This is a genomic window from Bacillus sp. DB-2 (assembly GCF_003315125.1).
GTDB lineage: Bacteria > Bacillota > Bacilli > Bacillales > Bacillaceae_G > Bacillus_A > Bacillus_A mycoides.
Genome location: NZ_QNRN01000013.1, coordinates 37,752 through 57,890, shown reverse-complemented (window position 1 = coordinate 57,890; position 20,139 = coordinate 37,752). Strand labels below are relative to the sequence as shown.

The 20,139-nt window shown below is 33.9% G+C and carries 20 protein-coding genes and 2 pseudogenes; 6 read left to right on the top strand and 16 right to left on the bottom strand.

Annotated features, from left to right (window positions below; genetic code table 11):
• Positions 1-15: 15 nt before the first annotated feature.
• Complete coding sequence (locus tag DET63_RS21260; RefSeq protein WP_113937776.1) at positions 16-972, bottom strand: thymidylate synthase; 957 nt, start codon at positions 970-972, stop codon at positions 16-18.
• A gap of 198 nt (positions 973-1,170) precedes the next feature.
• Between DET63_RS21260 and DET63_RS21255 the strand changes: the two genes are divergently transcribed.
• Together DET63_RS21255 and DET63_RS21245 are read left to right on the top strand one after the other, a co-directional pair.
• On the top strand, positions 1,171-2,628 hold the full coding sequence (locus DET63_RS21255) for a serine hydrolase (protein ID WP_113937775.1): 1,458 nt from the start codon (positions 1,171-1,173) through the stop codon (positions 2,626-2,628).
• 268 nt (positions 2,629-2,896) lie between these two features.
• Positions 2,897-3,344 (top strand): annotated as a pseudogene (locus DET63_RS21245) (helix-turn-helix domain-containing protein); the annotation flags it as partial.
• A gap of 220 nt (positions 3,345-3,564) precedes the next feature.
• Here DET63_RS21245 and DET63_RS21235 read toward each other — a convergent pair.
• The 8 genes and pseudogenes from DET63_RS21235 to DET63_RS21200 all read right to left on the bottom strand — a co-directional run bounded on the left by DET63_RS21235 (position 3,565) and on the right by DET63_RS21200 (position 10,573).
• On the bottom strand, positions 3,565-4,674 hold the full coding sequence (locus DET63_RS21235) for an alpha/beta hydrolase (RefSeq protein ID WP_113937774.1): 1,110 nt from the start codon (positions 4,672-4,674) through the stop codon (positions 3,565-3,567).
• Between the two features lie 132 nt (positions 4,675-4,806).
• Entirely contained in the window at positions 4,807-5,688 is an 882-nt protein-coding gene (locus DET63_RS21230; RefSeq protein WP_113937773.1) for an AraC family transcriptional regulator, read from the bottom strand.
• 294 nt (positions 5,689-5,982) lie between these two features.
• Complete coding sequence (locus DET63_RS21225; protein ID WP_002136078.1) at positions 5,983-6,915, bottom strand: aminoglycoside phosphotransferase family protein; 933 nt, start codon at positions 6,913-6,915, stop codon at positions 5,983-5,985.
• Between the two features lie 29 nt (positions 6,916-6,944).
• Positions 6,945-7,034, bottom strand: a pseudogene (locus DET63_RS21220) (aminoglycoside phosphotransferase); the annotation flags it as partial.
• A 22-nt stretch (positions 7,035-7,056) separates the two neighbouring features.
• A complete protein-coding gene (locus DET63_RS21215; RefSeq protein ID WP_181777944.1) occupies positions 7,057-7,692 on the bottom strand; it encodes an HAD family hydrolase in 636 nt (211 codons plus the stop codon).
• 108 nt (positions 7,693-7,800) lie between these two features.
• Complete coding sequence (locus DET63_RS21210) at positions 7,801-8,388, bottom strand: YpjP family protein (protein WP_002012605.1); 588 nt, start codon at positions 8,386-8,388, stop codon at positions 7,801-7,803.
• A 282-nt stretch (positions 8,389-8,670) separates the two neighbouring features.
• On the bottom strand, positions 8,671-9,870 hold the full coding sequence (locus tag DET63_RS21205; protein WP_113937771.1) for an ABC transporter permease: 1,200 nt from the start codon (positions 9,868-9,870) through the stop codon (positions 8,671-8,673).
• On the bottom strand, positions 9,863-10,573 hold the full coding sequence (locus DET63_RS21200; RefSeq protein WP_113937770.1) for an ABC transporter ATP-binding protein: 711 nt from the start codon (positions 10,571-10,573) through the stop codon (positions 9,863-9,865). Before DET63_RS21200 ends, DET63_RS21205 begins: the two co-directional genes overlap by 8 nt.
• Before the next feature lie 153 nt (positions 10,574-10,726).
• Here DET63_RS21200 and DET63_RS21195 point away from each other — a divergent pair, with 153 nt between their 5' ends.
• Both DET63_RS21195 and DET63_RS21190 read left to right on the top strand, forming a co-directional pair.
• A complete protein-coding gene (locus tag DET63_RS21195) occupies positions 10,727-11,158 on the top strand; it encodes a GNAT family N-acetyltransferase (RefSeq protein ID WP_002136073.1) in 432 nt (143 codons plus the stop codon).
• 29 nt (positions 11,159-11,187) lie between these two features.
• Positions 11,188-11,715: an HAD-IIIA family hydrolase gene (locus tag DET63_RS21190; RefSeq protein ID WP_016102095.1), complete on the top strand. Its 528-nt coding sequence runs from the start codon at positions 11,188-11,190 to the stop codon at positions 11,713-11,715.
• Positions 11,716-11,770: 55 nt separating this feature from the next.
• Here the strand turns inward: DET63_RS21190 and DET63_RS21185 are convergent, their stop codons facing one another.
• The 6 genes from DET63_RS21185 to DET63_RS21155 form a co-directional block, all read right to left on the bottom strand.
• The gene (locus tag DET63_RS21185) at positions 11,771-12,211 is read right to left on the bottom strand and encodes a GNAT family N-acetyltransferase (RefSeq protein WP_002085894.1); all 441 of its coding nucleotides are present in this window, start codon (positions 12,209-12,211) and stop codon (positions 11,771-11,773) included.
• Positions 12,208-12,681 (bottom strand): SAM-dependent methyltransferase, encoded by a 474-nt coding sequence (locus DET63_RS21180; protein WP_016102096.1) that lies wholly within the window; start codon positions 12,679-12,681, stop codon positions 12,208-12,210. Before DET63_RS21180 ends, DET63_RS21185 begins: the two co-directional genes overlap by 4 nt.
• A gap of 88 nt (positions 12,682-12,769) precedes the next feature.
• Positions 12,770-13,468 (bottom strand): aspartate/glutamate racemase family protein, encoded by a 699-nt coding sequence (locus DET63_RS21175; protein ID WP_002012596.1) that lies wholly within the window; start codon positions 13,466-13,468, stop codon positions 12,770-12,772.
• 147 nt (positions 13,469-13,615) lie between these two features.
• Entirely contained in the window at positions 13,616-14,818 is a 1,203-nt protein-coding gene (locus DET63_RS21170) for an iron-containing alcohol dehydrogenase (protein WP_002141613.1), read from the bottom strand.
• Between the two features lie 303 nt (positions 14,819-15,121).
• Positions 15,122-16,561 (bottom strand): GntP family permease, encoded by a 1,440-nt coding sequence (locus tag DET63_RS21165; RefSeq protein WP_113937769.1) that lies wholly within the window; start codon positions 16,559-16,561, stop codon positions 15,122-15,124.
• A gap of 370 nt (positions 16,562-16,931) precedes the next feature.
• Positions 16,932-17,597 carry an HAD family hydrolase gene (locus DET63_RS21155; protein WP_113937767.1) on the bottom strand — a complete coding sequence of 222 codons (666 nt, stop codon included), beginning with the start codon at positions 17,595-17,597 and terminating at the stop codon, positions 16,932-16,934.
• 191 nt (positions 17,598-17,788) lie between these two features.
• Between DET63_RS21155 and DET63_RS21150 the strand changes: the two genes are divergently transcribed.
• Positions 17,789-18,586, top strand: a complete 798-nt coding sequence (locus DET63_RS21150) for a lipid II flippase Amj family protein (protein WP_061673890.1) — start codon at positions 17,789-17,791, stop codon at positions 18,584-18,586.
• 24 nt (positions 18,587-18,610) lie between these two features.
• Positions 18,611-19,186, top strand: a complete 576-nt coding sequence (locus DET63_RS21145; RefSeq protein WP_113937766.1) for a nucleotidyltransferase family protein — start codon at positions 18,611-18,613, stop codon at positions 19,184-19,186.
• Positions 19,187-19,223: 37 nt separating this feature from the next.
• On the opposite strand, the gene DET63_RS21140 is transcribed toward DET63_RS21145, so the two are convergent.
• Positions 19,224-20,138, bottom strand: a complete 915-nt coding sequence (locus DET63_RS21140; RefSeq protein ID WP_113937765.1) for an alpha/beta fold hydrolase — start codon at positions 20,136-20,138, stop codon at positions 19,224-19,226.
• Between the last annotated feature and the right edge of the window lies 1 nt (position 20,139).

Here is a 20,139-nt window from a genome sequence, read left to right as displayed (position 1 = left end):
TCATCTCCTCTACAATTACACTGCAACCGGTGCTTTAATTGCTGGGTGCGGATCATATCCTTCAATCGTTAAATCTTCCATTTCAAAATCAAACACAGATTTTACATCTGGATTTAATGTAAGTTTCGGGAATGGACGTGGTTCACGTGCCAATTGCTTTTCTACTTGTTCAAAATGATTTGTATAAATGTGTGCATCTCCAATTGTATGAACAAATTCTCCTACTTCAAGACCACATTCATGTGCAATTAAATGTGTTAAAAGTGAATAGCTTGCAATGTTAAATGGAATGCCAAGGAATATGTCACCGCTTCTCTGATATAACTGACAAGAAAGCTTTCCATCTGCTACATAAAACTGGAATAGCGTATGACAAGGCGGTAAAGCCATACTTGGTACATCTTCAGGATTCCAAGCAGAAACAATTAGCCGGCGTGAATCTGGTGTTTTCTTAATCATTTCAATTACATCTTTTAATTGATCAAGTGTCTCACCAGCTGTCGTTTTCCAAGCACGCCATTGCTTTCCGTATACGTCTCCTAAATATCCAAATTTCGTTGAGAATTCATCGTCTTCTAAAACGTTCTTTTTAAACAATTCCATTTGCTCATCGTATTGCTTCTTAAATTCCTCATCTTGTTGTGAGCGAAGACCGAAATCTGTCATATCAGGGCCAGTATACTCATCGCTTTCTACCCAGCTCTTAAACGCCCATTCATTCCAAATATTATTATTATGTTGCAATAAATAGCGAATATTTGTATCACCTTTCATAAACCAAAGCAGCTCACTTGCTACTAGGCGAAATGGCACTCTCTTTGTCGTTAATAGAGGAAATCCTTTACTTAAATCGAAACGCATTTGATATCCAAATACAGATACAGTACCTGTCCCTGTACGATCTTCTTTCTTCGTACCGTGCTCCATTACATGACGGCATAAATTTAAGTATTCATATTCAACATGTTTCATATGTAGAAAAACCTTCTTTCAATCGTATATGAGATTTATCATAACATGAAAAACATCGAATTTAATAATCCAAATTAATAAAAATTCTTTCAATATTTCTTACAAAATTATTAACTTTCAATATTAAAAAAGGTTTTCACTTTTCTATTACAGAAAGTATAGTGCGGAACATAAAATTTATATTTGGAGGTTGGAAGCATGTCTAAAATCAAAACTCCTGTTTTAAGTACGTTACAACATAAGGTTGAGAAGATGATGAAGGATTTACACGTTCCTGGAGCGGCTGTAGCTGTTATAAAAGATGGTGAGGTAATTATTTCAGAAGGTTTCGGCTATCGTAACATAGAGAAAAAAGAGGCTGTTACTCCGCAGACACGATTCGCAATCGGTTCTGCGACGAAAGCATTCGGTACGCTTTCATTAAGCTTATTAGCACAGCAAAAAAAGTTTAATTGGGATACTCCTGTCCAAACTTACGTACCTAACTTCTCTCTATCCGATATGCTCGCTAACTCGCAAGTTACAGGACGAGATTTAGCTTCTCATCGTACTGGGGTAAGTCGTCACGATGCTCTTTGGTACAGTTCTTCCTTAACTCGAAAAGGTCTTGTTGAAAAAATAAAGCATTTATCACTTGATGCACCGTTCCGCACAGCATTTCTTTATAACAACTTAATGTATGCGACAATTAGTTACATTGTGGAAAATATTACAAATCAAACGTGGGAGCAATACGTTGCAGAACATATTTTAGAACCTTTAAATATGAGGCATACAAACTTCTCTGTTACAGACTCACAAAATACAGATGATTATGCTTTACCTTATATTGAAAATGACGGTGAAATAAAAGAAATTCCATTCCGAAATATCGATACAGTTGGAGCGGCTGGATGTATTAACTCTACCATCGAAGATATGGCAAAATGGGTTTTGCTTCATTTAAACGAAGGAAGCACAGGAAATCATGATTTGATTTCTACTGAACTACTCCAAGACATGTATACACCGCATACTCCAATTCCAGATCAGCCAATGTTATCAACGAGTGAATCTCCATTAAATAGCTATGGACTCGGTTGGTTTATTAGTGCTTACCGCGGTTATAAAATGATTCATCACGGCGGTAATATTGATGGGTTTTCTGCACTTGCATCATTTATGCCAAACGAAAATATTGGTATTATCGTACTAACAAATTCTGGACAAACTTTACTTCCTACTTATATTACAAAGCATATTTACGATGAACTTCTCGGACTAGAATATATCGACTGGCATGAACGCGCTGTAGAAGATAGTGAAAAAATGAAAGAAATGATGAAAGAGGCAACTACATCACTTCCCGAACCAATAAAAGGGACTATCCCTTCTCATGCATTAGATGACTACACTGGAACTTTTGAGCATCCCGCTTATGGAACACTGAAAGTATACAAACAAGATGATTTCCTACATGTACAATTTATGGATATGGAATTTCAGCTAAAACATCATCATTACAACATCTTCTCAGCATCAATTAGTTTGTTCCAAATGAAAATGGGGCTTTTATTCGCTTATGATATGAATGTAAATGGTGAATTCCCGACTCTTCAATTACACGTACCTGCAACTTTAAGTACTCAGCCTCTTACATTTACGAAAATTAAATAACAAAATAATAGAGGGAAGATTACTCTTCCCTCTATTATTTTGCAATCAGAAATTCACCTTGCAACCTATAATCCTATTATTGAATTTAACAAATAAAATGAGGATAACCCAAATGCTAAATTATTTATCGTTTTCTGACAGAAGACTCCTTCCTCAAAAATGTGAAGGTGTGAAACACCAATTTTAGGTGGGAGATGAATGTCAGTAGGCGTAAGCCTACGTTTTTTTGTATACTGTAGATATACGATGAAAAAGTGAGGTGCAACCTATGTTAGTAAATAAAGCATATAAATTTCGTATCTACCCGAATAAGAAACAAGAAATATTAATTGCTAAAACAATCGGTTGCAGTCGCTTTGTATTTAACTATTTCCTTGCTCTTTGGAATGATACGTATAAAGAAGCAACAGGATACGATTTGTTTAAAAGAAGTAGATAGTATCGCTCTTCAATCCACATTAAAAAACCTCGCAGATGCTTTTTCACGTTTTTTCAAGAAACAGAATGATATGCCTCGATTCAAGTCTAAAAAGAATACAGTTCAATCCTACACAACTAAGCAAACAAACGGAAATATTGGAATTGTAGGCAACACAATAAAATTACCGAAACTTGGCCTTGTTCGCTTTGCTAAAAGTCGTGAAGTAGAAGGGCGTATCTTGCATGCAACGATTCGTCGTAACCCAAGTGGTAAATACTTTGTATCTATCCATATAAATTTTTTCAAACACATAAAAACAGTAACTGAAATAGCGACTCCAACTGTAACATCTGAAGCAAAATGGGCTCCTACCACAATACGACTCATTGGTACTAGTATCTTATTAGTTGGTTCATATAAACTATTGGATATTTGTAAGTCTGTAAATGCAAAGATACATAGTAAAATAGCGAAGCTGGAAATTAATATCACTTTTCTATTTCCCATTATTTCTCCTACTTTCCACTATGCTTAAATATAAAATTCCCCATCTCAATTGCTAAATCTTCACTTTGGGGATAAACACCTACATTATCTCCATAAGCGTGCCCTAAACCACGATAAAGGACTGTTTCAGTATCCACTCCTTTTTTAGTCAATTTAGCTGCATACGCTAAACATTCTATCATTAAAAAATCATGCTCTCCTACCGTAATAAATGTACTTGGATAGTCTGGGGATACATCAACATATGGACTTAAATACTTCGAATGAATTTCTTTCGTACCAAGTACTTCTGACATACCTCCAACCATTGAATGCATTATATTAAGCATTTTTTCTAATCCTTTTTTATACTTAGGAGCAATTTCATATTTATCTATACTCCAAGAATAAAATTCATCTTCATAGTCACACATATTAAGTGTAGGATACAAAAGCAACTGTCCCTTCACGTACTTCCTACCATCTTCCATATCTTTAGTTGTACAATACTGTGTTAAGTTCCCTCCTGCACTATCACCTGCCACAAAGATATTATTCTTATCCCCGCCTAATGTATCAGCATTTTCATAAATCCACTTTAAAGTAGTGTAGCAATCTGTATGCCCAGTTGGAAAAGGATTTTCCGGAGCTAATCGATAATCCACAGAAACGGCTAGTATATCTGTTTTTTCTACTATCAATTTCACAAGTTCTTCTACTACATCTGGTGATCCTGCCATAAATCCACCACCATGAATAAAGTATAAAACTGGCGCATTCTCTTGTTTAGAAACACTGTTATAAATTCTTATCGGAATATCATATCCATCTTCCGCTTTCACTGTTTTATGCGTAATATTAACGTCTTTAGTGACAATTGGAACACTCTTAATTCCATTAAATTGTTTTCGCATATTCCTTACCGATTTTTCAGAAGCGTCCATTTTCATCATATTTTTAGGCATAAACCTCATTACATTCATTTGAACCTTCGTGTCCTTATAAAGACGTGGATCCATCGCTCCTTTTTCATCACAATCTGGTATGTTTTTTACTAAAACTTTCGCCCCCTGTACATTAATGATTTCTTGTTTTTCTTGAATTTTTTCTAATAGGTTTAAGTCATATTTTCTAGTCATCTAGTATTCATCCTCTCTTATTTTAAACGCTTTCATTTCTTCAGATTAGATAAATCTCTATTGAATCTCACTTCGTTTACTATTACTAAATAAAAAACGTTCCATGTACAAAATGTAACATGAAACGTTTTTTTATTGTTGTTCATATTTGATTCGATTATTGTCATTTTTTGATATGATATTTTTCCTATACTGTAATGGTGTATATCCGTATTTTTCTTTAAACTGTGAAATAAATGATTTTACATTTGGAAATCCGTGTTTCACTGCTATATCTTGTATAGAATTTGTACTATTAATAATATCTTCATACGCTTTATAGAGCCTGTATCTCGTTAAAAAAGTGGTGAAATTTGATCCGAACGATTTTTTGAACATACGGGAAAAATGTTCTTCACTTACAAAAAAATGTTTAGCTACATCTTTCAGTTTAAGTTCTTCATCATAATGTTTATAAATATACGTAATCATTTCTTTCTGTTTATTTCCAAGTTGATAATTATTGTCTATACTCTCTCCATCTTTGCAATATCGCAATAGAATATAAACAATTTCATAAATTAAACTATTAATTTTTATGTAACTTAAATCATCAGAATTTGTGACTAACTCCTTTAATTCATAAAATATTTGCTGGAGGTTCGTTTTCTGAACAACTGATTCTTTTATATTAAATCTATATTTATCAAAATCTCCATTTACCTCTTTAAGAAATTCATAAGAAATAATTAACATCATTACTGCACAACTTGTATTTTCAACTTTTTCGAATTCATGAACATCTCCACTATTCACAAAAATAAATTCGCCAGCGGATACTTTCTTTTTTTGCCCATTCACATACAAGAAAACCTCTCCATATACGACTAGGCTAATTTCAATACTTCTATGCCAGTGAGGAGGAATATAATAGTGAAAACCAGTAGGTAACATTGTGTCCTCTATATATTCAACCATTCCTGGAATTCTATCGCGTACTTTTATTTCTTCATATTTACCTTGCCTGATTTTCAATAGTCCACCCCCTTTTTATATTATAAAGTGAAACTTTAATCAGTGGGGATTTTGTTCATCCCCACTGATTATTAGCCTTCACCAATCGGGCGTTTACGGGCAGCCCGACTCCCACCTAACTCCTTTGCTCAAGCCAAATTTTGAGGTGGGAGTTTTACTGCCCGACAAATAGCGGGATAAAGTAGACGTCAAGGTTTTCATTCCTTCATAAAAAAACTACATATATATTATGTAAAGAGACCGTCTCATGAGTTATTTACAAATAGCAGGTGTGAGATTCCCCACCTGCTATCCTTATTTTTTATTCATCATTTCACTATCAAACCAGATTGGCTTTAATAACTCAAAGTTTTTATGATCCTCTAAAACTATAGTAAGGCGCTCTAACGTATCATCTAACATATGCGGTGCTGCTCGTAAGCTCCAGACAACTGATGAGAAAACTGTCATGCCAACGTACACCGCATATAATTTCCAGAACTCCTCTGGAATTCTACCATTAAAGTATCCTTCTATTTGTCCGATTGAATACGGGATACTAATGTCTCTTGCAAATAATGCAATTTTCACGAAATCATGAAGTGGGTCACCCCAATCATAGCCATTAAAATCAACAACACCTACATATTTCCCATCCCGCACAATTATATTTTCTAAATGAAAATCATCGTGTTGAAATCGATTTGGGCGATTTTGTACATACATTTCATTATCATCTATAAACTTTATGATTTTATCATCATTTTTTATTTTTATTCCACATGTTTTATATGCCTCTAAATATTTTCGATGTTTTTTCATTGCTCTTTCATACCATGGAAGCATATCCTTAGGAGCTTCATATGTATGCATTTTTGCTAAATCTTTTCCTGCCTCTATACCAATATTATATTGTTCTTTTGGTGAATACGTAGGCAATAGCTTCTTCGCATCTTCCCCTTCTAAATATGAAAAAATGCCATAGCATAAACCTTCTTCTGCCAACAAACCCATTTCAATTGGTTTTTGTGCTTGCACACTACGTTTTTGCATTTCATTTAAAATTTGAAACTCTATTTTCTTTCTTTCATACTCTTTTATATCGCCTGTCCGTAACAAATACTTTTCATCTTCAATAGTCGTAATGATATATTTTTTATCAGGAGAGAAACCTTTAGAGATTTCTTCAATATTTGCTGCATCTTTTACTATTTGTATATTGCTTTGCCGTGCTGTAATTGTCTTCATGTTTATTCCCCTTACATTTCTACATTTGGTGTATACGCTACTTCTATAATAAATCCATTCGGATTGTAAAAAGTAATAGACTCATCTAAATTCGCTATCCCAAATTCAATATGATGAATACCTTATCGAAGTATATTCATATTAAGAATGTGCGCCCTGTACAACTTGTACAATTTCCATCGGCGTATTGACCATAAAATCTGGTTCATCTTTTTCTACTGTTTCAATGACATCATATCCCCAAGATACCCAAATTACATTCACACCAGCCTTTTTACACGCTGCTACGTCTCGCTGTTCATCACCAACGTATAACATATCTTGTTCTGTTAGCTTTTTCGACTTTAAAAATCTTTTAATCATTTTATCTTTACCAAACAAATTTTTAGAACAATACACTTCTTGAATATTTTCTATGCCATTACTATGTAAAAATGCCCTAATATGCTCTTCTGAGTTCGAAGATATAATCGCAATCCCGTAGCCTTTTTTATGTAGTTCATCTAATACATCTTTCATCCCATCGAATAAAACGAGATCTTTTATGGTAGGTTGATATAATTTATAAAACTCTAACGCCAATATAGGAAGTTTATAAAGTGGTACATCGAGTTTTTTACATCTTTCAGAAATAGTCAATTTTCGTAAAGGCTCAATTCCTTCCTCACTCACTGTCTTATATCCATGCTTTTCAGCAAGTTGATTATAGATTGGTACAAATATATTTTGTGAATCTACTAATGTGCCATCAAAGTCAAAAACGATATATTTTTGCATCCCCATACTCCCTTTTTTCTTTTTTCCTAAACATATGATGTTATTCAACAACATAAATGTCGTATCCTTTCATAAAGAAAAAAAGAACAAGATTTTCTCTCGTTCTTTTTAAGACAACCATTTCGGCGGTACATTCGTATTCCAATAAATATTTCCTAACTCATGGTGTCCTGAATATCCATCATCAAAACGATGATAGTGGAAATTAAAATAATATCCATCTTGCGGTGGATGATCTCTCCTCACATGAAATCGCAGTAAGTCATTTCCTGATTTCGTGTCATAAACATGAAAAATCTTTTCATTATTTCCACCAGCTGGTTTTTGAGAAATCGCTAATGATTGTAACGATTCTTCTGGCACATCATTTGCAAGTTCCGCAATTGCCTCTTCAATTTTAGGTAATACAACATCTTTAAATTCATCTTCAATTACAGGCCCAATTTTAGAGCCGAATTTTTGCATAGATTGCTTCTCTGCTTCTTGCATCGCATAGTTAACAAAAGTATCGGTGGTTAACCTATCATTTGTTTCTTCATATGTATAGGACGTACTCTCCAAATTTTGTTGCCCAGCTGTGCTCGTAGGCTTGTCCGCAGCTTTGGCATTATCAAGTAATATGGAAGGAGGCGTCACTAAACCAAACGTAAATACGGTAATTAATGCGACTAAGGTTTTTCTAAACCAATTTGGCATTTATGTTCCCTCCCCTTTCACTCATTATATTTTATATAACGGTTGTTTCTTCTATTATACAAAATGATTGTAATTTTTGCACTTTACAATTTTGTTAACGTTCACATATTTTTCACTTGAATATGAAATTGTAAGATTTCATACACTATAAATACAACAACAATGAGGGGGCAATCAGATGACTTTAGATGTCGTGTACTCAGCCGCAAGCATACTCCTTTTAGTATATTTTATTTACCAGTGTGTTACAGACTAGAAAAAGAGCCATTTCCGGCTCTTTTTCTATGGTAAAAATACAATCCAACCAATGAATACTATAAAAATAACCCCAATAATTATTGCTGGCAATAAATAAAACTGTGAGAGAATGACTGTTCCGTACATAAATACGACTGGAAGGAGCAAATAACGATCCGCCTTCCACCTTAATAATAGTAATTCTCCTTCATCACAATATAAATGAAGAAACATTTTTTTCGTAAATTCATTCCAATAATCGCGCGCATAACGAGAAATTCCAACTAAAGCAAATGCAAGAATAATAGCTGCAATCCACCTCGGACTCATGATAATACTGACAGTGCTTATACATACAATTTGAATATAAAATATTCGTGCACTACTTGTACGGAAAAATTCTTTTAAAAAGGATTCAACAATACGAGAATCCTTTTTCTTCCCTAAAAACTTTTTAGAACGAGGAAACATCCACGGTTTTTTATTCGAACTACTCGGTTTAGCCGCATGACCACCAACTTGCATAATCCCACTCGTCCAGCGCATACTTTCTTCTTTCTCTTTCTCAACTTCTTTAAAAAAGCAATTTTTATAATTTAGTTTTTCTTTTATCAATACGATAATTAGAAAAACTGCTAGACCTATACATAGTATAGAATAAAAGGAATTTTTATAAATAAGAAACAGACTCACTCCAAAAAAGGATAGACTTATAGAAAATATTACATTTTTTATAATCCATAGTAGCCATCGTTTCCCCACGCGTACATGAATAAACCTCGTTAACAACGACAACATACATCGGAATACCGTAAAGAATAGCCAAAATAATACGACTTGTACCTTCGTCACTCCAATACTTTTCATCAACACCGGTAACATAGCAACTACTACCACTACATTCGTTATCGCTATTCGAATAAACGTATATATCATGCCATACTGGATTAACTTTTGCATGTGAGAAGGGTACGAAATTAAAAATAAACTATCCGCTTGTTCAAAAAATGAACGAACTCCTCTTGAATATGTAATCACATAAAATGCGAGTAGGCCTAATCCGAAATAAACCGTCTCTCCCATCGATAGTTCTTCCATCCATAGTGAACGGTAATAAATCCCTATAAATATAAGTGCTGGAATAATTATATATAGCGCAACTGTCCAATCGGTTATAGAACGTATGGACTTCCATTTCCGCTGGAGTTCATGGCGCAATCTTTTATAAAATTGTTGTTTAATCATGCTGTTCACGCCTTACGATTACATCAAAACAGTCTAACAATGAACTCCCTGGCATTTCTGCTAACGTTTGAATTGCCTCTAAATGGCCATCTGCGACTAATGTACCTTTTGAGATGAGTAAAAATCTTTCACAAATTCTTTCAGCAGTATCTAATACGTGCGTACAAAGCAAAATCCCTGCGCCGCGTTCTTTTTCTTTATATAAATAACTTAAAAACTCTTTCGTAGCTACTGGATCTAAGCCGATAAAAGGTTCGTCAATTATATAAAAATCCGGTTCTGTTAAAAACGCTAATATAAGCATCGATTTTTGTTTCATACCTTTAGAAAATTTTGATAAATACTCATGTTTATGTTTATCCATTCGAAACATATGTAATAAATCTTCAGCTTTCCTTTCCCAGCCTCCTACTTCGTTCTCGCGAGCAGCCATTAATAATTCAATATGTTCCCAGAGCGTCAAATAATCATAATATGTCGGATGTTCCGGCACGTATGCATAAGGATTTTTCTTTTCACCAAATGATATTTCACCATTCATATTTACAAGTAAACCGAGCATCGTTTTAATCGTCGTACTCTTCCCAGCGCCATTCGCACCAATCAGTGCAACTAATTCCCCTTGTTCAATCGAAAAAGCAATATCATGAATTGTCTTTTCCCCTATATCATATCCAGCAGAGCGGATATTCACTTCTAACATACATTCCCCTTCTTTCCATTTCCAATACAATCAAGGAAAAGAATAACATATAACTATCTATATATCATTATAAAATATTTATCTTCGTAGCAGGAATAAATACTTTTTAACAGAATACTTAATGTTTGATTACATTTTATTGGAGTGGATAATATGTCTTTTCAAATTCGTGAAGCTACGATAGACGATATAGATGCACTTTGTTCTTTAACAAAAGAATTAAAAGGTTCCTCTATTTCCTATGAAGATATGAACAACCGATTGCAATTCGTACAAATGAGTCCGTTTGATTTTTTATATGTTTATGAGGAAGAAGAAACTATATTTGGATTACTTGGGTTTCGTATACGTGAAAATTTAGAAGATGTAACTCGTTATGGAGAAATTTCAATTATTAGCGTTGATTCTACAATACGGCGGAAAGGCATTGGACAGGTATTAATGGATTATGCAGAGCAATTAGCAAAGACACATAATTGTATCGGCACATGGCTAGTCAGTGGAACAAATAGATTAGAAGCACATCCTTTTTACAAAAAATTAGGATATGAAGTAAATGGGTATCGATTTGTAAAATATTTTTAAACTACTGGTACGAAGAAAGGACTATAACTATGACAAACATTGAAGCAATATTCATTGATCGTGACGGAACAATTGGCGGTGATACTACAATACATTATCCAGGTTCTTTCACATTATTTCCTTTTACAAAGGAATCTTTACAAAAGTTAAAAGCCCAAAATATTAAACTATTCTCTTTTACGAATCAACCAGGTATCGCGGATGGAAAAGCAACTGCGAATGATTTTACGAAAGAATTAAAAGAGTTTGGTTTTGATGATATTTATCTATGTCCTCATAAACATGGTGATGGATGTGAATGCCGCAAACCGAGCGCAGGTATGCTCCTGCAAGCAGCGGAAAAACATGGGCTTGATTTAACAAAATGCGCTGTAATCGGTGATCGCTGGACGGATATTGTTGCTGGGGCAAAAGTAAATGCAACGACTATATTGGTTCAAACTGGCGCTGGATATGATGCTTTACATACATTCCGAGATAAATGGGCACATATTGAACCAAACTACATCGCAGAAAACTTTGAAGATGCTACAAATTGGATTTTAAATCATCAATAAAAAAATTAAATGAGACGTCTTCACATTGAAAACGTCTCATTTAACTATATATATTTCAAAAAGTTAATTCATAATGGAAATAACGATTATCTCTCAAGTATCCATTTTCAGCGTATAATCGCTGAGCTGATAAATTATCAATCTCTGTTTGTAATTTCACACCTTTTGCGCCATTTTCTAAGGCAAATTCTTTTGCAGCTTCTAACAATTTTTTACCTGTTCCGGCTCCGCGCTTCGCCTTTTGTACAAACAGATCATTTAAAATCCATAACTCTTTCATCGAAATAGAAGAAAATGATGGATATAGTTGCGTGAATCCGATATATTCTCCATCTTCAACTGCCACGAAAATAATGGATTCTTTTCTCTCGATTCGATTTCGTAAAAACACTTTTGCTCCTTCAATATCGGAATCTTGTCGATAAAATACGCGATAGTTATTAAAAACAGATGCTAGTCCATCTAAATCTGCAATTGTTGCCTCATATATTCTCATTTTGTTTTATTCCCCTTCCAATATTGTTTCATAATATCCGTTACCCATTTAGGCTGTAGAATTTCTTCTTTCGGCATAAACTCTTTCATTATCGGCTTTATATCCAATATAGGGGTGCCATCAATAGCATCTAACCCCTCAACAATAATTGATTTATCTTCTCTTTTGATCACCTTTACAATTGTAGCTCCTATGCGATTCGGACGATTTTTCCCGCGCTGTGCAAAAATGCCTACTTTAGGATAATCATTATTATTTCTAGGATGTCTAGCAAAATATTGAATTTGTTCATCAGTTACTTTATGAAAATAAAAGACAACTTCAATATGAGAAAAATCTTCAATCCCTTGTATACTTTCCTCTGTATACATATCAGTTAAAGTAATATAGGATCTTACTTCTCCCCACTCATCATCTTTTATTTCCTTTCTTTCATTATGTACAAATGCGATTGGCTGAACTGAAAACATCCGCATTCCCCCTTAAATGTAACCACTTACATTATAAAATATTTTCTGAATGTTTTCCAGACAAATGAGTTGAGTTTACATAATATAATTACAATCTATTATCTAAAGCGAAATTGACTGCTTCAATCGCATGTATATGCGTTGTATCAAATATCGGAACTGATATGTCTTCCTGCTTTATTAATAACCCTATTTCTGTACACCCTAATATTATTCCTTGCGCCCCTTTTTGCACTAACTCTTCTATAACTCTTTTATAATACTCTCTAGATTGAGATGTTATCTTTCCTAAACATAATTCTTTGTATATTACTTCATTTATTTTTTCTCTATCTTTTCCTAATGGTACTATTACTTTTATATCATTCTCTTCTATACGTGATTTATAGAAATCTTGCTCCATCGTATATTTTGTTCCAAGCAGACCAACTGATTGAATACCTTTTCTATTTATTTCTTTTGCAGTTGCATCCGCAATATGTAATACTGGAATGTTAATATTCTCCTTTATTTTCTCAACTACTTTATGCATTGTATTTGTGCAAATGATTATAAAGTCTGCTCCTCCTTTCTGCAATGAATACGCCGTATTCCCTAATACTTCTCCTGCTCCCTCCCAATCTCCGCTAGACTGGAATCGTTCAATCTCTTCAAAATTCACACTATTAATCAGACATTTTGCTGAATGTAATCCACCTAATCTACTTTTTATTTCTTCATTTAAAATTCGATAGTATTCAGAAGTTGATTCCCAACTCATACCACCTATAAGACCTATCGTTTTCATAGTAAAACACCTACCTAAACTATTTTTATAAAACCAATAACAATATTTTATTATGTATATTATACACAATAAAACAAGACTTTAAATTTATAATATAAAGTCTTGTTTTAACTATTTCCAAGGAAATTTTATTATAATATTCTGAAATTAAAGCCCTGATGTTTTTATAGCATCTTCATATTGATAATTAAAACACTCTCGATACAACTGTTTGATTTCATCATAAGAAGGAACTCGTGGATTATTTCCTGGGCTACCACTTGCAATTGCATCTTTCGCCATTTTAGAAATAGCATTTTCAAATTCAACTTCGTCAATTCCGTATTCTCTTAAATTAGGAATACGAAGATCAAAACAAAGTTTCTTAATTTCAGCAATCGTGTAGTTCGCTACTTCTTCATCAGAATGAGAATACAAATCTTTGTTTAAGCTACGTCCTACTTCTGCTAACCTTTTTATTGCACTCATTTTTGTAAACTCTAAAACTGTAGGTAATAGTATTGCATTCGATATTCCATGTGGTACATGGAATAATGCTCCCACTGGACGGGACATACCATGCACTAATGTAACAGATGCATTCGAAAAAGCAATCCCAGCTTGTAATGAAGCAATCATCATTGCTTCCCTTGCTTCCATATTATCTCCATCTTCATATGCGATACGTAAATATTTCATAATGCTTTCAATAGCTGAAAGAGCAAGAACATCTGTAAGAGGTTGTGAAACTTTAGAAATATAAGCTTCAATTGCATGGCATAATGCATCTACTCCCGTTGCTGCAGTAATATGAGGTGGTACCGAACTTGTAAAAATCGGGTCTATTATAGCAACATGAGGGATAAAGCTTGGATGTTTTATCATCATTTTCACATCTGTTTTTTTATTTGTAATTACTGCTACACTTGTTACTTCCGATCCAGTACCAGAAGTCGTAGGGATTGCGATTAGCGGTAGTGGATTGTATTCTATTTCTATATCCTTTTGGACGTAATCTTCAATTTCTCCACCATTTGTATATAACACTGCTACTGCTTTCGCAGCATCAATACAGCTTCCTCCTCCAATACCTATGATAAAATCGCATTTTCCTTCTTTACAAATAGATAACGCTTCCAATACGTGTAAATTTGTAGGCTCAGTGTTTACTTCATTGTACGTAATAACAGTAATCCCTTTCGCATTTAAGTGATCCACACATCTTTCAACATAACCGAAACTCTCCATAATTGTATCACTGACAATAAAAGCCCTTTTCCCTAACTTTCTTGATTGATCCCCTAGTTTTTCAAACGAATTTCTTCCATATAATACAGACTTCGGCATACGAAACTCAGCAACTTCTTGCAAGTACTCCACCCCTTCTATTTATAATAAATATTTGCAACTACTCAGCCATGCATTTCATTCAGAAGTTTGATAAAGTCTATTATTCCAGTTAAAATAAGCCCCCTTATTAATATACTTTGTTTTAAAACTTTGCGCGTGGCAGGAAAGGCCCTGACCGCTCCTATAAATAGCCAGGTCCTCTCTCGACCAACTTAAAAAACTTTTCTGCCGATTTTTCATAGAGTGACTGAGTAGTTACAATAAATATTTTATTATGTAAAATATCAATCTAATAAATATTTTCTTTTCGTATATTAACTAGTATTAATAGATCCCTGTTAAAGTATAGAATGCGATGACTGCAAATACAGCAATCGTTTTCAAAATTGTAATAGCAAATATATCCTTATATGACTGTTTATGTGTTAATCCTGTTACCGTTAGAATAGTAATAATTGCCCCATTATGTGGTAATGTATCCATTCCGCCTGATGCCATTGATACAATGCGGTGCATAACTTCTAATGGAATGTTATATTGCGTTGCTGCAGCAATAAATTTATCACCCATCGCACTTAACACAATTCCCATTCCGCCTGATGCTGAACCTGTAATTCCAGCTAAAATATTCGTCGTTACTGCCCCATTTACTAATGGATTCGTGAAAGTTGCAGAGATGCTATCTCTCATTATCGCAAAGCCAGGAAGTGCGGCAATAACACCACCAAATCCAAATTCAGCTCCTGTATTCATTGTTGCAAGTAGCGCTCCACCAATACTTGTATTCAATCCAGCTTGAAATCCAGTTACTACTCGTTTCCAATATAATAAAAGCGTTGATAAAATCCCTATAATAAGTGCCAATTCTACAGACCAAATCCCAACTACCGCACTTAATTCAACCTTTCCAAATGCTTTCATACCAATAGCTGAGAAATCAAAACCATCTGGATACCACTTTGGTATCATGATTGTGAAAACTTTATTCATTACACCTACTAAAATAAGTGGTACAAACGCAATTACTTGCTGTACTCTTGTAATTTCAATACTGCTTAATATCGGCATATCTTTTTGTTCTAATTGCAAAGATGCTGCCATTTCAGAATTCCCATCGTTAAAACCAAAATACCCTTCTCCTGCTGCTTTTGCCTTCTTACGCTTACTCTCTAAATAAAGTAAACCTAACGTTAAAACAAAAATTGCTCCTAAAATACCAAGTATCGGTGCTGCATAAATATCAGTTTTAAAAAAAGTTGTAGGTATTACATTTTGAATTTGTGGTGATCCAGGAAGCGCATCCATTGTAAATGTCGCTGCTCCAAGAACGATTGTGCCAGGGATTAAACGTTTTGGAATATCCGCTTGTCGAAACAACTTAGCCGCAAAAGGAAATATAGCGAACACCACTACATACACACTAACACCGCTATACGTTAAAATAGCTCCCATTAAAACGATTGCTAAAATTGTACGTTTTTCTCCAACTAACTCTACAATCGTCTTTGCGATGGAATCAGCGATTCCTGACATTTCTACTACTTTCCCAAATATTGCTCCAAGTAAAAACACTGGGAAATATAATTTGATAAATCCTACCATTTTCTCCATAAAAATATTTGAAAAGAAAGGTAATACAAAACTAGGCTCTGTCAAAAATACCGCAAATAATGCAAAAATCGGTGCGAATAATATTACAGAAAATCCTTTATATGCTACAAACATGAGTAAACTAAGTGCTAATAAAATAATAACTAGCTCCAATTATAACCCTCCTTTTAAACTGAAAATTCAATCTTTTCACGAGGAACTTTTACTCGTATTTCGAACCCTTTTATTTCATGACATTCCTCCTCTTTTTATCCCGCTATTTGCGGGCAGTAAGACTCCCACCTTAAAATTCAGCAAATGTGCAGAAGCTAGGCGGGATATCAACTGCTCGTAACAGCCCGATTGGTCAGGGCTGTTACTCAGTGCCGGATGGACAAAACTTCCACTAATTAAAGTTTTACTTTATTACAAATTTTTCATGCTAAAATTGTCTAATTATAGTATTCGATTACATATGTAAAATCCCTTTAAACAAGAACGATTTCATCGCCATATGTTATAAAGGGATTTCTAGGTTCTATTTCTATAGTTTTATCGTACTATTCTCTATACAAAAGCTTTGTAACTCTTCGACATCTTTCACTATATGAATCGCCCCAGCATCACTCAATTCATTCTCATTACCATATCCATACAATACACCTATTGAAGCAATTCCGTTACTGTTCGCACCGATTACGTCATGCTTTCTATCACCAATCATCACCATTTCTTCTTTTTTGAGTTCTTCATTTGTTTGTAAAATATGAGCAATTATTTCTTCCTTTTTTATTCTTGTCCCATCTAAATTACTCCCAACAATCTCTTCAAAAAAAGATGTTAACTGAAAGTGCTCTATTACTTGTTTCGCAAATACAGTAGGTTTTGATGTTGCTACAAACAAACGATTATCAGCATCCTTTAATTCTTGCAATAGGGTTGTAATTCCATCGTATACTTTATTCTCTAATAAACCACTTTGCTTTAAATACTCCCGAAAGTAAAACACTGCTCGTTCTACTTCTATTTCGTTCATATTATATCTATCTACAAAAGATTGTTGTATTGGTGGGCCGATAAATGAATCTAACTCGCTTATATTTACTTCTTCAATCCCGATTTTTTCTAACGCGTATAGAACAGAATTTATAATCCCTTCTTTCGGATCCGTTAATGTTCCATCTAAATCAAATAGAAATGTTTTATACATATTTAATTCCCCCACTGATTTTATATGTACCCCATTAAATCCATGCTCCTACTTAGCCCTTTACTATACTATCACCATTTAACTTTTCAGAAAATTACTTTTTCTTATCCTTATACTTTCAGTTACAAAATCACAAAAGATATGATAAAGTGAAAAAGTTATACTCAATTTAATAGAAACTGGTGAATCAAATGTCAATTACATTAATTTTTATAATGGCTTTCACAATTGTTATCCACGCGGTTGAAACTAGCTCTTATAGTATTCGATTAGCTGGTGTTCGTTTAAAAAAGATTGTCGTTGCCTTATCCATCGTAGGAATGGTACTACTTATTTCAAGAACATCTAACTTACTACAAGCTTTTTTAATTGGTGGTATTGTCGATGAAGCAAAGCTAGATTCTTCTATTGATTTAGAGCATATTATACGGCTCGTTCTATTATCTGCTTCTGTCGGTACATTGCTCGCGATTATACTCTACCCAACTTTGACAAAGCTATTTGGATACGTTATTCAAAACTTTGAAACGGATGGTTCATTCATTCGAATGATGAAAACAAATAACATTCAAAAATTAAAGTACACAAAAAAATATGTACGCTTTCCAAAGCTTGAGATGATTCATCGAATGCGTATTGGCGGAATTCCGAAGCGAATTATGCTTATTAATATGTTTGCCACTGCCATTTATACAGCTGGTGTTCTTTCCGCACTATATGCTTCTTTTTTAAATCCGACTTATGCAACAAATGCAAGTACAGCTTCTGGCCTTGTGAATGGTTTCGCCACTATTTTATTAACAGTGCTACTCGATCCACGCATTGCCCTTTTAACAGAACGTGCTTTACAATCTGAAAAGGGTGCTGAGGCAATGAGTAAAATGTATGGTTGGCTAATGATATCTAGACTTTTCGGCACATTATTGGCACAACTACTATTTGTACCAGGTGCTTACTGGATTTTATGGATTATTGAACTGATGCATTAATTTACTAGAAAGGTGAATATATCAATGAAGATAAAAACAGAGCAAGATATAATTCGTTTTATAGAAAACGACGAATGGATGATGTATGTATTAAAAATGGCAAAATCACTAGAGCTACCTGATTGGTGGATTTGTGCTGGGTTTGTCCGTTCTAAAATTTGGGATACTTTACATAACTACGAAGTAAGAACGGCTACGCCAGATGTCGATGTCATTTATTATGATCCATTACATAAAGATGAGGCGTACGAACAATCATTAAAACAGAAGCTGGCGAATATGGATGCCTCTATCCCTTGGTCAGTAAAAAATCAAACTCGCATGCATGTAGTGAATGGAATGCCACCATACTCTTCTTCTGTTGATGCTATTTCTAAATTTCCTGAAACAGCAACCGCTTTAGGAGTTACGCTTGACGAGCAAAACAATCTCATATTAACAGCTCCATGTGGAATTGAAGATGTACTTTCATTACAAGTGAAACCTACACCTCATTTTCTGGAAACGAAAGAACGAATACATATGTACAACAAAAGAGTTAATCAAAAGAAATGGCAAAGCAAATGGCCTAACATTACAATCACTTATCCCGAAATTTAAAAAGAGTGCTTCTCATTATTAGAAGCACCCTTCTTTTTTATTTCAAAAAATGCATGATTGTTTCTGCGAATCTCTCTGCTTCTTCATAATGCGGTGAATGACCACTTTCTCCGAATACAATATACTTCCCATTTGAAGCATCATTATTAAATATTTCAATTTGTTTTTCACACGTTACTACATCGTATTTTCCTACAATTAATAACATTGGATTTTGTATATCTTTTATTTTAGATAATAATGACGTATGACATGCTCCCTCTGATTTTAATCTATCAAAATGGATTTTGGAGCGATTTGAAAATACTTCCCACTCTTCATCACTATATAAACTCTCGTCTGTCTCATCCTCCTTATAATTGTAAATCTCCATTCTTTTTTCTTCTAATTCATCGCTTAATCTTATATAAGCTTCTAACAACTCTTCTGAACTAGCATTACTAGATGAATAAGCAATGCACTCTTCTGCCGCTAATTCTTTTCCATACTTTTTTAATAAAATTCCTGTCTTTTGTAATAGAGCCCTACTTGTTAATGCAAAATCGAAAGTCGGACCTTCAAATATTATTTTCTCTATTGAATTTGGATACATCGACGCATATAACAACGCTAAATATCCACCGAAAGAGTGCCCGATTACAGACCATTTCTCAATTTGTAATAGTTTTCTTATTTCCTCACAGTCTTCAACTAAATCATTTAATCCAAAAGATTCTTCCTCAGTAATTCCTTCTGATCGACAAACTCCTCTTTGATCTATCATAATTACATATAAGGAATCTTTTAATCGTTCCGCTTGATGAAATGAAAAATCATAACAGCTTTCACCTGGGCCACCGTGTAAAAATAATACTGGTTTATTTTTAGGACTTCCATGTGTTTCAACGTATAGCTTTTTCCCTCTAATGTTCATATATTTCCCAACTTCAATCAAATTTATTTTTATTATCATC

Excerpts from the sequence above, each read along its gene's own strand:
- DET63_RS21210 (WP_002012605.1), bottom strand. The coding sequence starts at position 8,388 with ATGCCAAATTGGTTTAGAAAAACCTTAGTCGCATTAATTACCGTATTT.
- DET63_RS21260 (WP_113937776.1), bottom strand. The coding sequence starts at position 972 with ATGAAACATGTTGAATATGAATACTTAAATTTATGCCGTCATGTAATG.
- DET63_RS21190 (WP_016102095.1), top strand. The coding sequence starts at position 11,188 with ATGACAAACATTGAAGCAATATTCATTGATCGTGACGGAACAATTGGC.
- DET63_RS21150 (WP_061673890.1), top strand. The coding sequence starts at position 17,789 with ATGTCAATTACATTAATTTTTATAATGGCTTTCACAATTGTTATCCAC.
- DET63_RS21140 (WP_113937765.1), bottom strand. The coding sequence starts at position 20,138 with ATGATAATAAAAATAAATTTGATTGAAGTTGGGAAATATATGAACATT.
- DET63_RS21175 (WP_002012596.1), bottom strand. The coding sequence starts at position 13,468 with ATGAAAACGATAGGTCTTATAGGTGGTATGAGTTGGGAATCAACTTCT.
- DET63_RS21255 (WP_113937775.1), top strand. The coding sequence starts at position 1,171 with ATGTCTAAAATCAAAACTCCTGTTTTAAGTACGTTACAACATAAGGTT.
- DET63_RS21235 (WP_113937774.1), bottom strand. The coding sequence starts at position 4,674 with ATGACTAGAAAATATGACTTAAACCTATTAGAAAAAATTCAAGAAAAA.
- DET63_RS21155 (WP_113937767.1), bottom strand. The coding sequence starts at position 17,597 with ATGTATAAAACATTTCTATTTGATTTAGATGGAACATTAACGGATCCG.
- DET63_RS21145 (WP_113937766.1), top strand. The coding sequence starts at position 18,611 with ATGAAGATAAAAACAGAGCAAGATATAATTCGTTTTATAGAAAACGAC.
- DET63_RS21225 (WP_002136078.1), bottom strand. The coding sequence starts at position 6,915 with ATGAAGACAATTACAGCACGGCAAAGCAATATACAAATAGTAAAAGAT.
- DET63_RS21195 (WP_002136073.1), top strand. The coding sequence starts at position 10,727 with ATGTCTTTTCAAATTCGTGAAGCTACGATAGACGATATAGATGCACTT.
- DET63_RS21215 (WP_181777944.1), bottom strand. The coding sequence starts at position 7,692 with ATGCAAAAATATATCGTTTTTGACTTTGATGGCACATTAGTAGATTCA.
- DET63_RS21180 (WP_016102096.1), bottom strand. The coding sequence starts at position 12,681 with ATGTTTTCAGTTCAGCCAATCGCATTTGTACATAATGAAAGAAAGGAA.
- DET63_RS21205 (WP_113937771.1), bottom strand. The coding sequence starts at position 9,870 with ATGATTAAACAACAATTTTATAAAAGATTGCGCCATGAACTCCAGCGG.
- DET63_RS21185 (WP_002085894.1), bottom strand. The coding sequence starts at position 12,211 with ATGAGAATATATGAGGCAACAATTGCAGATTTAGATGGACTAGCATCT.
- DET63_RS21200 (WP_113937770.1), bottom strand. The coding sequence starts at position 10,573 with ATGTTAGAAGTGAATATCCGCTCTGCTGGATATGATATAGGGGAAAAG.